The organism is Variovorax sp. 10L421 (genome assembly GCF_056395365.1).
In genome coordinates this window covers 340,488-352,909 of record NZ_JBFTJJ010000003.1, presented here as the reverse complement: position 1 = coordinate 352,909, position 12,422 = coordinate 340,488, and the positions used below count along the sequence as shown (strand labels likewise).

Below are 12,422 nucleotides of genomic sequence, written 5' to 3'. Positions count from 1 at the left end.
CGCGATGATGACCAAAGCACCTGCACCGCCATCGACCGCGCACCTCGCGCTGCCATTCTTCGACGATGCACATCGCGCATTGGCCGATGGCCTGCTGCCCTGGGCCGCCGCGCAGGAGGTGGACGAGCGCGACGACCGCGCGGCGTGCCGGGACTGGGTGAAGCGGCTCGGCGACGGCGGCTGGCTGCGCTATGCCGTGCCCGGCAGCGCTGGCGGTGCGCTCGAGCGCCTCGACTCGCGCGCACTCGTGCTGCTGCGCGAGACGCTGGCCTTCCATTCGCCGCTCGCCGACTTCGCCTTCGCCATGCAGGGTCTCGGCAGCGGTGCGATCACGCTCGCTGGCACGCCAGAACAGCATGCAAGCTACCTGACTGCCGTGGCGAAGGGCAGCAAGATCGCGGCCTTCGCGCTCAGCGAACCCGAGGCAGGCTCCGACGTGGGTGCAATGGCCATGCGCGCCGAAACGACCGCCGACGGCTGGCGCCTGAACGGCGAGAAAACCTGGATCAGCAACGGCGGCATCGCCGATTTCTACTGCGTGTTCGCGAAGACCGATCCCACGGGCGGCACGCGCGGCATCACGGCCTTCATCGTCGACGCGACGACGCCCGGCCTCGACACCTCCGCGCACATCGACGTGATGGCACCGCATCCGCTCGCCACGCTGCGTTTCGAGAACTGCATCGTGCCGCGCACGGCGCAGCTCGGCGAACTCAATGGCGGCTTCAAGCTCGCGATGCGCACGCTCGACATCTTCCGCGCCTCGGTGGCGGCGGCAGCGCTCGGCATGGGTCGCCGCGCACTGGCCGAAGCCATCTCGCATTCGAAGAACCGCCGCATGTTCGGCCAGACGCTCGCCGACTTCCAGCTCACGCAGGCCAAGCTTGGCGAGATGGCCGCGCTGATCGACAGCGCGGCGCTGCTCACCTACCGCGCCGCATGGATGCGCGATGACGCCGAGCAGCGCGGCGCGCCTGCGGTCGGCGATGTGTCAGCCGCTGCCGCGATGGCCAAGATGTGCGCCACCGAGAACGCCAGCCGCGTGATCGACATGGCACTGCAGATGCATGGCGGCCTCGGCGTGAAGGTTGGCACGAAGATTGAGAGCCTCTACCGCGACATCCGCTCGCTGCGCATCTACGAAGGCGCGACGGAGGTTCAACAACTGATCATTGGCAAATCCGTTCTGCGGGGATAAACACCGTGTCTGCCCAAGTCGACCGCTTCGTTCACGACCGCCTGCCGCCCGCCGAGCAGCTGCCCGTCTTTCGCTACGACCTGCCCGAGCTGCAGTTGCCCGACCAGCTGAACCTGGTCGAGGAACTGCTCGACAAGGCCGCGTCGAAGGGCTTCGGCGACAACCCGATGCTGCGTTCACCGCAGGGCACGCTGACGTACGCGCAGGCCGCCATCGAAGTCAACCGCATTGCGCAGGTGCTGACCGAGGATCTCGGACTCGTGCCGGGAAATCGCGTGCTGCTGCGCGGCGGCAACTCGGTGGCCATGGCTCTGTCGTGGCTCGCGGTGGTGAAGGCCGGACTGATCGCGGTGGCGACGATGCCGCTGCTGCGCGCAAAGGAGCTGGGCGACATCATCGAGAAGGCGCAGCCCGTTGCTGCGCTGTGCGATGGCCGCCTGCTCGACGAACTCGCGATCGCACAGCGCGAGCACCCCGTGCTGGCCACCGTGATCGCATTCAACAGGCCCGAAGCGCCGGACTCGCTCTCCGCGCGCGCGGCGAAGAAGAGCGGCGTGTTCACGGCCTGCCCCACGGCTTCCGACGACGTCGCGCTGCTGGCCTTCACCTCGGGCACCACGGGCAAGCCCAAGGCGCCCGTCACCACGCACCGCGACGTGCTCGCAATGTGCGAGACCTGGCCGCGCCACGTGTTGCGCGCGCGCAGCGACGACATCGTGATCGGCTCGCCGCCGCTGGCTTTCACCTTCGGGCTCGGCGGGCTGCTCGTGTTCCCGATGTGGGCCGGCGCTTCGGTGTACTTTGCCGACGCGCCGTTCACACCAGAAGGGCTGGTGAAGCTCATCAACGAGGTGGGCGCGACGATCTGCTACACGGCGCCGACCTTCTATCGCCAGATGGCGCCCTTCGTGAAGCAGCACGGCATGCCCAGCCTGCGCATCAGCGTGAGTGCGGGCGAGGCGCTGCCCGACGCCACACGCCAGCTGTGGAAGGAAGCCACCGGCATCGAGATGCTCGACGGCATCGGCGGCACCGAGGTGTTCCACATCTACATCTCCGCCGCGGGCGGCGACGTACGCCGCGGCGCGGTGGGCAAGGTGGTTCCCGGCTTCACCGCCAAGGTGGTGGACGACGAAGGCAACGAAGTGCCGCGCGGCACGGTTGGCAAGCTTGCGCTGCAAGGCCCGGTGGGCTGCCGCTATCTCGACGATCCGCGCCAGGCCGACTACGTGAAGAACGGCTGGAACTACCCGGGCGATTCCTTCGTGCAGGACGACGACGGCTATTTCTTCTACCAGGCGCGCGCGGACGACATGATCATCACAGCCGGCTACAACGTCGGCGGGCCGGAGGTCGAAGACGCGCTGCTGAAGCACCCGGCGGTCGCCGAGTGCGGCGTGATCGGCAAGCCCGACGCCGACCGCGGCATGATCGTGAAGGCATTCTGCGTGCTCAAGCCAGGGCACGAAGGCGATGCGGCCCTCGTGAAGGCGCTGCAGGACCATGTGAAAGCGACGATCGCACCGTTCAAATACCCGCGGGAGATCGAGTTCGTCGCGGTGTTGCCGCGCACCGAAACCGGCAAGCTCCAGCGATTCAAACTGAGACAACTCAACACCACACCATGATCAACAAACTCCTGCAGCCTGAAGGCTGGCTGCCTCCCAAGGGCTATGCAAACGGTGTCGCTGCACGCGGCACGATGCTGTTCGTCGGCGGCCAGATCGGCTGGAACGCACAACAGCAGTTCGAGTCGGACGACTTCATCGAGCAATGCGGCCAGGCACTGCGCAACATTGCCGAGGTGTTGCGCGCAGGCGGCGCGGGCCCCGAGCACATGGTGCGCATGACCTGGTACGTGACGGACCGCGACGAATACAGCCGCCGGCTCTCCGAGCTCGGCCCCGTCTATCGCGATGCCATGGGCCGCAACTTCCCGGCCATGACCTGCGTGCAGGTGGCGGCGCTGGTCGAGCACCGCGCGAAGGTGGAAATCGAAGTCACGGCAGTCGTTCCCGACTGATTGGGCGGCAATGGCCGGCGGAAATAAAAATGCCCTCTTCGAGAGGGCATTTTTTAATTCACCGACAAAAGAAAAAAAGGCCCTTTGAAATTCAAAGGGCCTTTTAAATTGGTTGCGCGAGCAAGATTTGAACTTGCGACCTTTGGGTTATGAGCCCAACGAGCTACCAGGCTGCTCCATCGCGCGGCAAGATAAAATTATAACTTATTCTGCAGCGCTTTGCTCGGCTGCTTCTTCTTTAATTTCAGCACGGTCGACCAGTTCGACGAGCGCCATCGGGGCATTGTCGCCCACGCGGAAACCCATCTTCAGGATGCGGGTGTAGCCGCCCGGACGCGCTGCGAAACGCGGGCCGAGTTCGCCGAAGAGCTTGACGACGCTGTCGCGGCTGCGCAGGCGGTCGAAGGCCAGGCGCTTGTTGGCGAGCGTGGGCTTCTTGGCGAGCGTGATCATCGGTTCGATGACGCGGCGCAGTTCCTTGGCCTTGGGGACCGTGGTCTTGATGACTTCGTGCTCGATGAGCGAATTCATCATGTTCTGCAGCATCGCGAGGCGGTGCGAGCTGGTGCGGTTGAGTTTGCGGAGTCCGTGTCCGTGACGCATGGTGCTTTCCTTTACTTTATAAAAACAGGCAGCCGTGTCAGGTACTGCCCGGTGCACTGGCCCTTTCAGGGGCCAAATTCAAAAATTCAAATCAACGCTTGTCGAGACCGGCCGGCGGCCAGCTTTCGAGCTTCATGCCCAAGGTCAGGCCGCGCGAGGCGAGCACTTCCTTGATTTCGTTGAGCGACTTGCGACCCAGGTTCGGGGTCTTGAGCAGCTCGTTTTCGGTGCGCTGGATCAGATCACCGATGTAGTAGATGTTTTCGGCCTTCAGGCAGTTGGCCGAACGCACCGTCAGTTCGAGTTCGTCGACAGGGCGCAGCAGGATCGGATCGAATTGCTGTGCGCTGCGCGGTGCGGGTGCATCGAATGCAGCGAGTTCGCCGCCTTCGAGTTGCGCAAACACGGCGAGCTGTTCGACCAGGATTTTAGCCGAAGCGCGCACGGCATCTTCGGCGGTGATCGCACCGTTGGTCTCGATTTCGACCAGCAGCTTGTCCAGGTCGGTACGCTGTTCGACACGGGCGCTTTCGACCGTGTAGCTCACGCGCTTGACCGGCGAGAACGAGGCGTCCAGGACGATGCGGCCGATCGACTTGGTCGGCTCGTCGGCGTAGCGGCGCATCGTGCCGGGCACGTAGCCGCGGCCCTTTTCAACCTTGATCTGCATGTCGAGCTTGCCGCCTTGCGACAGGTGCGCGATCACGTGGTCGGGGTTGATGATCTCGACGTCGTGCGGGGTCTGGATGTCCGATGCCAGGACCGGACCTTCGCCGTCCTTGCGCAGGCTCAGCGTGACTTCGTCGCGGTTGTGGAGCTTGAACACCACGCCCTTGAGATTCAGCAGGATGTTGACGACATCTTCCTGCACGCCGTCGATCGACGAGTACTCATGCAGAACGCCGGCGATCGTGACTTCGGTGGCCGAGTAGCCCACCATGGACGACAGCAGAACGCGACGCAGCGCGTTGCCGAGCGTGTGGCCATAGCCGCGCTCGAAAGGCTCGAGCGTCACCTTGGCCTTGTTGGCCGCAAGTTGCTCGACCTGGATGGTCTTGGGTTTCAGCAGGGTGGTTTGCATGCAGACTTCCTCTCAATACCCCCGGCTCGTTACACCGGTAAGGCTGGTGAAGCACCTGATCCGCGACGAAGCGCGGAGCAGGAACGTGAACAACAATAACAATCTCCCGCACGCGCCGAAGGGCGGGTGCGGGTAGAAAAAATCAACGCGAATACAGTTCGACGATCAGCGATTCGTTGATGTCGGCTGCGAATTCGTCGCGATCGGGCACCTTCTTGAACGTGCCTTCGGCCTTGTCGGCATTCACATCGACCCAAGCCGGGATACCGACTTGCTGGGCGAGTTGCAGCGCTTCGACAATGCGGTTCTGCTTCTTGGACTTGTCGCGCACGGCGATCACGTCACCGGTCTTGACCAGGTACGACGGGATGTTGACCGACTGGCCGTTCACCGTGATCGCCTTGTGCGACACGAGCTGGCGTGCTTCAGCGCGGGTCGAGCCGAAGCCCATGCGGTAGACGACGTTGTCCAGGCGCGATTCGAGGATGAACAGCAGGTTGGCGCCGGTGTTGCCACGGCGACGATCGGCTTCTTCGAAGTAGCGGCGGAATTGCTTTTCGAGCACGCCGTACATGCGCTTGACCTTCTGCTTTTCACGCAGTTGCAGGCCGTAGTCGGAAGTGCGCTGACCCGAGGTGCGACCGTGCTGGCCGGGCTTGGAGTCGAACTTGGCCTTGTCCTGGATCGAACGGCGGGCGCTCTTCAGGAACAGGTCGGTGCCTTCACGGCGGGAAAGTTTGGCCTTGGGGCCGAGGTAACGTGCCACGATTCTTCCTTTGTGTATCTGCCGCAGTAGCCTGCGGGAGCCACTTGCGAAACGCGAGTGGCGGTGGGCTTAGATAAAAAACAAATGCGCAGCCGCTATTCAAAGCCGGCTGCGCCTTGCGGACTGACGATCAGATGCGGCGACGCTTCTGGGGACGGCAGCCGTTGTGCGGAACGGGCGTCACGTCGGCAATGGAATTGATCCGGATGCCGAGCGCAGCCAGTGCGCGCACCGACGATTCGCGACCGGGGCCCGGGCCCTTGATCTCGACGTCGAGGTTCTTGATACCTTGTTCGACAGCAGCACGGCCGGCCACTTCGGAAGCGACCTGCGCAGCGAACGGGGTCGACTTGCGCGAGCCCTTGAAGCCCTGGCCACCCGACGAAGCCCACGACAGGGCGTTGCCCTGGCGATCGGTGATCGTGATGATGGTGTTGTTGAACGAGGCATGCACGTGGGCGATGCCGTCCGCAACGTTCTTGCGAACCTTCTTGCGAACGCGCTGTGCGGCGTTGTTTGCAGGTGCTTTAGCCATGCTTGTCTATCCTTATTTCTTCAGGGACTGCGCTGCCTTGCGCGGACCCTTGCGGGTGCGGGCATTGGTGCGCGTGCGCTGGCCGCGCATCGGCAGGCCGCGACGGTGACGGAAGCCGCGATAGCAGCCGATGTCCATCAAACGCTTGATGTTCATCGTCGTCTCGCGACGCAGATCGCCTTCGATGGTGAACAGAGCGATCTGGTCGCGGATCTTCTCGAGATCGGCGTCGGTCAGATCCTTGATCTTCTTCGAATATTCGATGCCGCTCGCTTCGCAGATCTGACGGGCGCGGGTGCGACCGATGCCGAAGATGGCGGTCAGGCCGATTTCAGCGTGCTTGTGCGGCGGGATGTTGATGCCAGCAATACGTGCCATGTGCGTCCTCTAATACTCTTCAATCAACCCTGGCGCTGCTTGTGGCGCGGGTCGGTGCAAATCACACGCACCACACCTTTACGGCGGATGACCTTGCAATTACGGCAGATGGTTTTGACCGAAGCCGAAACTCTCATTTCATTCTCCTAAAACTGTTTAACGTGGCGGTCTACCGCCCGGACTCAATACTGCAACACAGCCCTACGATGTCTTGAAGTTCGCCTTCTTCAGCAGCGATTCGTACTGCTGGGACATCATGTAGTTTTGCACCTGGGCCATGAAGTCCATCGTGACGACCACGATGATCAGCAGGGAGGTACCACCGAAGTAGAACGGCACGTTGTACTTCAGGATCAGGAACTCGGGCAGCAGGCAGACGAAGGTGATGTACACCGCGCCGGCCAACGTCAGGCGAACCAGAATCTTGTCGATATAGCGAGCGGTCTGGTCACCCGGGCGAATGCCAGGAATGAATGCACCACTCTTCTTCAGGTTGTCGGCCGTTTCCTTGCTGTTGAACACGAGTGCCGTGTAGAAGAAGCAGAAGAAAACGATCGCGGCAGCATACAACAGCACGTAGATCGGCTCGCCAGGACGCAGTGCACCGGCAACGTCCTTGATCCAGCGGAAACCGCCTTCACCGGTGCTGAACCAGCCAACCACCGTTGCGGGCAGCAGGATGATCGACGAAGCGAAGATCGGCGGAATCACACCGGCCATGTTCAGCTTCAAGGGCAGGTGCGACGATTGGCCGCCGTAGACCTTGTTGCCGACCTGGCGCCGCGCATAGTTCACGAGGATCTTGCGCTGGCCGCGTTCCACGAACACCACGAAGTAGGTGACCAGTACCACGACAGCGATGATGAAGAGCGCAATGATCGGATTCATCGCACCGGTCGTCACCAGCGAAGCCAGGCCGCCGATGGCGTTGGGCAAACCGGCCGCGATACCTGCAAAGATCAGGATCGAGATACCGTTGCCCAGGCCGCGCTCGGTGATCTGTTCGCCGAGCCACATCAGGAACATCGAACCTGCCGTCAGGCTCACCATGGCGGTCAGGCGGAAGCCGAAACCGGGGGCGATGACCAGACCGGCCGACGACTCGAGGGCCACTGCGATGCTGAACGACTGGAACAGTGCCAGACCCAGCGCGCCGTAGCGCGTGTACTGCGTGATCTTGCGGCGGCCGGCCTCGCCTTCCTTCTTCAATTGCTCGAAGGTCGGAAGCACGTAGGTCATCAGCTGCATGATGATCGACGCCGAGATGTACGGCATGATCCCCAACGCGAACACGGTGAAGCGCGACAGCGCACCGCCCGAGAACATGTTGAACAGGCTCAGAATGCCGCCCTGCTGGCCCTGGAACAACGCCGCCAGCTGGTCCGGGTTGATACCCGGCACAGGAATGTGCGCGCCAATCCGGTAGACCACGAGCGCGAGCAGCAAAAAGACGAGCCGACGACGGAGGTCGCCGAACTTGCCTGTTTTTGCGATCGTTGCCGCGTTAGTTGCCACGAAGAACTTCTTTCAGTCCGATGGTGATCAGGCGATGCTGCCGCCGGCCGCTTCGATAGCAGCCTTGGCGCCAGCCGTTGCGCCCACGCCCGTCAGCTTGACGGCCTTGGTGAGTTCACCGGTCTTGACGACCTTGACGACCTTGGCGAGCTGGCCCACGAGGCCGGCTTGCTTCAGCGCCAGGACATCCACTTCAGCCAGACCGAGCTGCTCGAGGGCAGTCAGCGTGACTTCGGCGTTGAACTTCAGCAGGTGCGACTTGAAGCCACGCTTCGGCAGGCGACGCTGCAGCGGCATTTGACCGCCTTCGAAGCCGACCTTGTGGAAACCGCCTGCGCGCGACTTCTGACCCTTGTGACCGCGGCCTGCGGTCTTGCCGATGCCGGAGCCGATACCGCGGCCGACGCGACGCTTCGCGTGCTTGGCGCCGGCTGCCGGCTTGATGCCATTGAGTTCCATATCAGTCTCTCTTACAGAACCTTGACCAGATAACTGATCTTGTTGATCATGCCGCGCACCGCCGGGGTGTCCTGCAGCTCGCTCACGCTGTTGAGCTTGCGCAGGCCGAGGCCACGCACGGTCGCGCGATGCGATTCCTTGGTGCCAATCGGGCTCTTGACCAGTTGCACCTTGAGGGTTTGTTGTTGCGTCGTCATTTGAATGCTTCCTTCAGCCTTGCGAGAGCTTGCGCTCAGGCGAAGATTTCTTCGACGGTCAGGCCGCGCTTGGCAGCCACATCGGACGCGGTCGTCGAGTTCTTCAACCCGTCGAGCGTGGCGCGAACCATGTTGTAGGGGTTCGACGAACCATGGCTCTTGGCCACGATGTCGGTGATGCCCATGACTTCGAACACGGCGCGCATCGGGCCGCCGGCGATGATGCCAGTACCCTTCGGGGCGGGGATCATGACGACCGAAGCGGCGCCATGGTGACCCGTCACGCGGTGATGCAGCGTGCCGTTCTTGATCGGAGCCTTGAACAGGTTGCGACGGGCTTCTTCCATTGCCTTCTGCACTGCAGCAGGCACTTCCTTCGACTTGCCCTTGCCCATGCCGACGCGGCCGTCGCCGTCGCCCACGACGGTGAGTGCTGCGAAACCGAGGATACGACCACCCTTCACCACCTTGGTGACGCGGTTGATCGCGATCATCTTCTCGCGCAAACCGTCTTCAGGGCCTTCGTTCTGCGTTCTTGCTTGAATCTTTGCCATTTTGAATCTCGTGTCCGGTTAGAACTGCAGACCGGCTTCGCGAGCCGCCTCGGCCAGCGCCTTGACGCGGCCGTGGTACGCAAAACCTGCGCGGTCGAAGGCGACCTTCTCGACGCCGGCAGCCTTCGCCTTTTCAGCGATGCGCTTGCCGACGGCGGTCGCAGCAGCGGCATTGCCGCCCTTGCCCGAACCGCCGAGCGAGGTACGCACTTCGGCTTCGGCCGTCGATGCGGTTGCAATCACCTTGGTGCCGTCGTCGGAGATGACGGTGGCGTAGATGTGCAGGTTGGTGCGGTTCACCGTCAGACGGGCCACGCCCTGCGTCGCGATGCGGATGCGGGTCTGGCGCGAGCGGCGAAGACGCTGTGCTTTTTTGGTCAACATCATTTTGCTGCCCCTTACTTCTTCTTGGTCTCTTTGATCACGATCTTCTCGTCCGAATAACGGATGCCCTTGCCCTTGTAAGGCTCAGGCGGACGAACAGCGCGGATCTCAGCGGCGATTTGACCAACGCGCTGACGGTCAGCACCCTTGATCACGATTTCGGTCGGGGTCGCGGTGGCCACCGTGATGCCTTGAGGCATGTCGATGTTGACCGGGTGCGAGTAACCGACTTGCAGGTTCAACTTGTTGTTGGAGGCTGCAGCCTTGTAGCCGACGCCGACCAGGTTGAGCTTCTTCTCGAAGCCCTTGGTCACGCCAACCACCATGTTGTTCACCAGCTGGCGGATCGTGCCGCTCATCGCATTCGCTTCACGCGATTCGTTGGCGGGTTCGAAATTCAGCTTGCCGTCATTGCTGACGATCTTGACCAGTGCATTGCGCGCGAGGTTGAGCGTGCCGCCCGTGCCCTTGACGCTGATCTGGTCTTCCTTGATCGACACATCCACGCCAGCGGGGATGGTGATCGGCATTTTTCCTACTCGGGACATTTCAGTGACTCCTCGATGTCTCGGTTAGGCGACGTAGCACAGAACTTCGCCGCCGACACCGGTGGCGCGCGCCTTGCGGTCGGTCATCACGCCCTGGGGGGTCGTGACGATCGCAACGCCGAGGCCGTTCTGGACTTGCGGAATGGACGAGCTTGCCTTGTAGACGCGCAGGCCGGGGCGGCTCACGCGCTCGATGCGCTCGATGACCGGACGGCCAGCGTAGTACTTCAGAACAATTTCAAGTTCGCTCTTGCCGGCTTCGGTCTTGACCTGGAAGCCGTCGATGTAGCCTTCGTCCTTCAGGACTTGTGCGATCGCGACCTTCACCTTGGAAGACGGGACCGACACGGTGGGCTTCGCCACCATCTGCGCGTTACGGATACGCGTCAGCAGGTCGGCAATGGGATCACTCATGCTCATGTTGTTTGCTCCTGCCTGGCTTACCAGCTGGCCTTGGTGACACCGGGGATGTCGCCAGCGAAGGCCAGTTCACGGATCTTGGCGCGAGCCAGACCGAATTGACGGAAGGTGCCACGGGGGCGACCAGTGATTTCGCAACGGTTGCGCTGACGCGTGGGGTTCGCGTTGCGCGGGAGCTTCTGCAGGCCCAGGCGGGCAGCAGCGCGCTCTTCGTCGGTCTTCTTCACGTCGTTGGAGATCGCCTTCAGTTCCGCGTGCTTCGCAGCGAACTTGGCAACCAACTTGTCGCGCTTGAGTTCGCGCTGGATCAGGGATTGTTTTGCCATGATTCGCCTCAGTTCTTGAACGGGAAACGGAAACCAGCAAGAAGAGCCTTGGCTTCTTCGTCGGTCTTGGCCGTCGTCGTGATGCTGATATTGAGACCGCGCAGGGCGTCGACCTTGTCGTACTCGATCTCAGGGAAAATGATCTGTTCCTTGACGCCGATGTTGTAATTGCCACGACCGTCGAAGGCACGACCCGAAATACCGCGGAAGTCACGAACGCGCGGCAGCGCGATGGTCACGAAACGGTCCAGGAATTCATACATCTGAACGCCGCGCAGCGTGACCATGCAGCCGATCGGTTGCATTTCGCGAATCTTGAAGCCGGCAATGGCCTTCTTCGACTTGGTCACCACGGGCTTCTGGCCAGCGATCTTGGTCAGGTCGGCGACAGCGTTGTCGAGAACCTTCTTGTCGGCGACTGCTTCACCCACGCCCATGTTGAGCGTGATCTTGGTGAGGCGCGGAACCTGCATCGGCGACTTGTAGCCGAACTTTTCCGTCAGGTCTTTCGCGATCTTTTCGCGATAGTGTTGTTGGAGACGTGCCATGTGAGTACCTCTTAGGCGAACTTGATTTCGTCGCCGCTCGACTTGAAGACGCGAACAGCCACGCGCTTGCCGTCGGCACCCTGGGTGATCTTGATGCCCACGCGATCGGCCTTGCCGGTCGCGGCATTGAAGATCGCCACGTTGGATTGGTGAATGGGCATGGACTTCTCGACGATGCCACCGGTCGTACCCTTGAGCGGGTTCGGCTTGGTGTGCTTCTTGACGAGGTTCAGGCCTTCGATGACGACGTGCGAGTCATCCTTGCGCAGCGAGATGACGCCCCGCTTGCCCTTGTCACGACCGGCCAACACGATGACCTGGTCGCCTTTGCGAATCTTGTTCATGGCGTTGTTGTCCTTACAGAACTTCGGGTGCCAGCGACACGATCTTCATGAACTTCTCGGTGCGCAGTTCGCGCGTGACCGGTCCGAAGATGCGGGTGCCGATGGGCTCCAGCTTGGCGTTGAGCAGCACGGCGGCATTGCCGTCGAACTTGACGAGCGAACCGTCGGCGCGACGGATGCCCTTGGCGGTACGGACCACCACTGCACTATAGATCTCGCCCTTCTTGACGCGACCACGTGGAGCGGCTTCCTTGATGCTGACCTTGATGACGTCGCCCACGCTGGCATAACGCCGCTTGGAGCCACCGAGCACCTTGATACACAGGACGGATTTCGCGCCCGTGTTGTCGGCCACTTCGAGCCGGGATTCAGTTTGGATCATTTCTTGATATTCCCAACTTGTACCGATGTGCATCCAGGAGGGAGGCACCGCGGTCAGTCTTGGGCCCGTCGTCCATGCCTCGAACCACTCGAGGCACTTCCGCTTTGGGCTGAAAGCTTCGCCTTTTGAAAGCGAAGCCAGCGATTGTGGCACGCACTACT

At 62.0% G+C, this 12,422-nt stretch carries 20 protein-coding genes and 1 tRNA gene; 3 read left to right on the top strand and 18 right to left on the bottom strand.

The window, feature by feature from the left end:
• Positions 1-4: 4 nt before the first annotated feature.
• Genes AC1DFC_RS07950 through AC1DFC_RS07940 form a run of 3 tightly spaced genes read left to right on the top strand, consistent with a single transcriptional unit; the run spans position 5 to position 3,221 of the window.
• Complete coding sequence (locus AC1DFC_RS07950) at positions 5-1,198, top strand: acyl-CoA dehydrogenase family protein (protein WP_009124831.1); 1,194 nt, start codon at positions 5-7, stop codon at positions 1,196-1,198.
• Positions 1,199-1,203: 5 nt separating this feature from the next.
• The gene (locus AC1DFC_RS07945) at positions 1,204-2,826 is read left to right on the top strand and encodes an AMP-binding protein (RefSeq protein ID WP_009124830.1); all 1,623 of its coding nucleotides are present in this window, start codon (positions 1,204-1,206) and stop codon (positions 2,824-2,826) included.
• Complete coding sequence (locus AC1DFC_RS07940) at positions 2,823-3,221, top strand: RidA family protein (RefSeq protein WP_056516702.1); 399 nt, start codon at positions 2,823-2,825, stop codon at positions 3,219-3,221. Before AC1DFC_RS07945 ends, AC1DFC_RS07940 begins: the two co-directional genes overlap by 4 nt.
• Before the next feature lie 109 nt (positions 3,222-3,330).
• Here the strand turns inward: AC1DFC_RS07940 and AC1DFC_RS07935 are convergent.
• The 18 genes from AC1DFC_RS07935 to rplN all read right to left on the bottom strand — a co-directional run bounded on the left by AC1DFC_RS07935 (position 3,331) and on the right by rplN (position 12,261).
• Positions 3,331-3,407: transfer RNA gene (locus tag AC1DFC_RS07935), tRNA-Met, on the bottom strand.
• 18 nt (positions 3,408-3,425) lie between these two features.
• On the bottom strand, positions 3,426-3,824 hold the full coding sequence (gene rplQ, locus AC1DFC_RS07930; RefSeq protein WP_009124828.1) for a 50S ribosomal protein L17: 399 nt from the start codon (positions 3,822-3,824) through the stop codon (positions 3,426-3,428).
• Between the two features lie 91 nt (positions 3,825-3,915).
• The gene (locus AC1DFC_RS07925) at positions 3,916-4,905 is read right to left on the bottom strand and encodes a DNA-directed RNA polymerase subunit alpha (protein ID WP_009124827.1); all 990 of its coding nucleotides are present in this window, start codon (positions 4,903-4,905) and stop codon (positions 3,916-3,918) included.
• A gap of 142 nt (positions 4,906-5,047) precedes the next feature.
• Positions 5,048-5,671, bottom strand: coding sequence for a 30S ribosomal protein S4 (rpsD, locus tag AC1DFC_RS07920; RefSeq protein ID WP_009124826.1), 624 nt, complete (start codon positions 5,669-5,671; stop codon positions 5,048-5,050).
• A 130-nt stretch (positions 5,672-5,801) separates the two neighbouring features.
• Positions 5,802-6,206, bottom strand: a complete 405-nt coding sequence (rpsK, locus tag AC1DFC_RS07915; protein WP_009124825.1) for a 30S ribosomal protein S11 — start codon at positions 6,204-6,206, stop codon at positions 5,802-5,804.
• A gap of 12 nt (positions 6,207-6,218) precedes the next feature.
• Positions 6,219-6,584 (bottom strand): 30S ribosomal protein S13, encoded by a 366-nt coding sequence (rpsM, locus tag AC1DFC_RS07910; RefSeq protein WP_013544105.1) that lies wholly within the window; start codon positions 6,582-6,584, stop codon positions 6,219-6,221.
• 23 nt (positions 6,585-6,607) lie between these two features.
• Positions 6,608-6,721, bottom strand: coding sequence for a 50S ribosomal protein L36 (gene rpmJ, locus AC1DFC_RS07905; protein WP_013544106.1), 114 nt, complete (start codon positions 6,719-6,721; stop codon positions 6,608-6,610).
• A gap of 64 nt (positions 6,722-6,785) precedes the next feature.
• Entirely contained in the window at positions 6,786-8,099 is a 1,314-nt protein-coding gene (gene secY / locus AC1DFC_RS07900) for a preprotein translocase subunit SecY (RefSeq protein WP_009124822.1), read from the bottom strand.
• Between the two features lie 27 nt (positions 8,100-8,126).
• The gene (rplO, locus tag AC1DFC_RS07895) at positions 8,127-8,558 is read right to left on the bottom strand and encodes a 50S ribosomal protein L15 (protein WP_009124820.1); all 432 of its coding nucleotides are present in this window, start codon (positions 8,556-8,558) and stop codon (positions 8,127-8,129) included.
• An 11-nt stretch (positions 8,559-8,569) separates the two neighbouring features.
• Entirely contained in the window at positions 8,570-8,755 is a 186-nt protein-coding gene (rpmD, locus tag AC1DFC_RS07890; protein WP_009124818.1) for a 50S ribosomal protein L30, read from the bottom strand.
• Positions 8,756-8,790: 35 nt separating this feature from the next.
• Positions 8,791-9,309 (bottom strand): 30S ribosomal protein S5, encoded by a 519-nt coding sequence (rpsE, locus tag AC1DFC_RS07885; RefSeq protein WP_009124813.1) that lies wholly within the window; start codon positions 9,307-9,309, stop codon positions 8,791-8,793.
• Between the two features lie 18 nt (positions 9,310-9,327).
• Positions 9,328-9,693 (bottom strand): 50S ribosomal protein L18, encoded by a 366-nt coding sequence (rplR, locus tag AC1DFC_RS07880; protein ID WP_042672913.1) that lies wholly within the window; start codon positions 9,691-9,693, stop codon positions 9,328-9,330.
• Between the two features lie 14 nt (positions 9,694-9,707).
• The gene (gene rplF / locus AC1DFC_RS07875; RefSeq protein WP_009124809.1) at positions 9,708-10,241 is read right to left on the bottom strand and encodes a 50S ribosomal protein L6; all 534 of its coding nucleotides are present in this window, start codon (positions 10,239-10,241) and stop codon (positions 9,708-9,710) included.
• Positions 10,242-10,265: 24 nt separating this feature from the next.
• Entirely contained in the window at positions 10,266-10,661 is a 396-nt protein-coding gene (gene rpsH, locus AC1DFC_RS07870) for a 30S ribosomal protein S8 (protein ID WP_009124808.1), read from the bottom strand.
• A gap of 20 nt (positions 10,662-10,681) precedes the next feature.
• On the bottom strand, positions 10,682-10,987 hold the full coding sequence (gene rpsN, locus AC1DFC_RS07865; protein ID WP_009124806.1) for a 30S ribosomal protein S14: 306 nt from the start codon (positions 10,985-10,987) through the stop codon (positions 10,682-10,684).
• An 8-nt stretch (positions 10,988-10,995) separates the two neighbouring features.
• Complete coding sequence (gene rplE, locus AC1DFC_RS07860; RefSeq protein ID WP_009124804.1) at positions 10,996-11,535, bottom strand: 50S ribosomal protein L5; 540 nt, start codon at positions 11,533-11,535, stop codon at positions 10,996-10,998.
• 11 nt (positions 11,536-11,546) lie between these two features.
• Positions 11,547-11,879, bottom strand: coding sequence for a 50S ribosomal protein L24 (gene rplX / locus AC1DFC_RS07855; protein ID WP_009124803.1), 333 nt, complete (start codon positions 11,877-11,879; stop codon positions 11,547-11,549).
• Positions 11,880-11,892: 13 nt separating this feature from the next.
• Positions 11,893-12,261, bottom strand: a complete 369-nt coding sequence (gene rplN / locus AC1DFC_RS07850; protein WP_009124801.1) for a 50S ribosomal protein L14 — start codon at positions 12,259-12,261, stop codon at positions 11,893-11,895.
• Positions 12,262-12,422 lie beyond the last annotated feature (161 nt).

Excerpts from the sequence above, each read along its gene's own strand:
- rplR (WP_042672913.1), bottom strand. The coding sequence starts at position 9,693 with ATGTTGACCAAAAAAGCACAGCGTCTTCGCCGCTCGCGCCAGACCCGC.
- rplO (WP_009124820.1), bottom strand. The coding sequence starts at position 8,558 with ATGGAACTCAATGGCATCAAGCCGGCAGCCGGCGCCAAGCACGCGAAG.
- AC1DFC_RS07950 (WP_009124831.1), top strand. The coding sequence starts at position 5 with ATGATGACCAAAGCACCTGCACCGCCATCGACCGCGCACCTCGCGCTG.
- rpsK (WP_009124825.1), bottom strand. The coding sequence starts at position 6,206 with ATGGCTAAAGCACCTGCAAACAACGCCGCACAGCGCGTTCGCAAGAAG.
- AC1DFC_RS07925 (WP_009124827.1), bottom strand. The coding sequence starts at position 4,905 with ATGCAAACCACCCTGCTGAAACCCAAGACCATCCAGGTCGAGCAACTT.
- rpsH (WP_009124808.1), bottom strand. The coding sequence starts at position 10,661 with ATGAGCATGAGTGATCCCATTGCCGACCTGCTGACGCGTATCCGTAAC.
- rplE (WP_009124804.1), bottom strand. The coding sequence starts at position 11,535 with ATGGCACGTCTCCAACAACACTATCGCGAAAAGATCGCGAAAGACCTG.
- rpsM (WP_013544105.1), bottom strand. The coding sequence starts at position 6,584 with ATGGCACGTATTGCTGGCATCAACATCCCGCCGCACAAGCACGCTGAA.
- rpsN (WP_009124806.1), bottom strand. The coding sequence starts at position 10,987 with ATGGCAAAACAATCCCTGATCCAGCGCGAACTCAAGCGCGACAAGTTG.
- rpmD (WP_009124818.1), bottom strand. The coding sequence starts at position 8,755 with ATGACGACGCAACAACAAACCCTCAAGGTGCAACTGGTCAAGAGCCCG.
- rplQ (WP_009124828.1), bottom strand. The coding sequence starts at position 3,824 with ATGCGTCACGGACACGGACTCCGCAAACTCAACCGCACCAGCTCGCAC.
- rplF (WP_009124809.1), bottom strand. The coding sequence starts at position 10,241 with ATGTCCCGAGTAGGAAAAATGCCGATCACCATCCCCGCTGGCGTGGAT.
- rplN (WP_009124801.1), bottom strand. The coding sequence starts at position 12,261 with ATGATCCAAACTGAATCCCGGCTCGAAGTGGCCGACAACACGGGCGCG.
- rplX (WP_009124803.1), bottom strand. The coding sequence starts at position 11,879 with ATGAACAAGATTCGCAAAGGCGACCAGGTCATCGTGTTGGCCGGTCGT.
- rpmJ (WP_013544106.1), bottom strand. The coding sequence starts at position 6,721 with ATGAGAGTTTCGGCTTCGGTCAAAACCATCTGCCGTAATTGCAAGGTC.
- rpsE (WP_009124813.1), bottom strand. The coding sequence starts at position 9,309 with ATGGCAAAGATTCAAGCAAGAACGCAGAACGAAGGCCCTGAAGACGGT.
- AC1DFC_RS07940 (WP_056516702.1), top strand. The coding sequence starts at position 2,823 with ATGATCAACAAACTCCTGCAGCCTGAAGGCTGGCTGCCTCCCAAGGGC.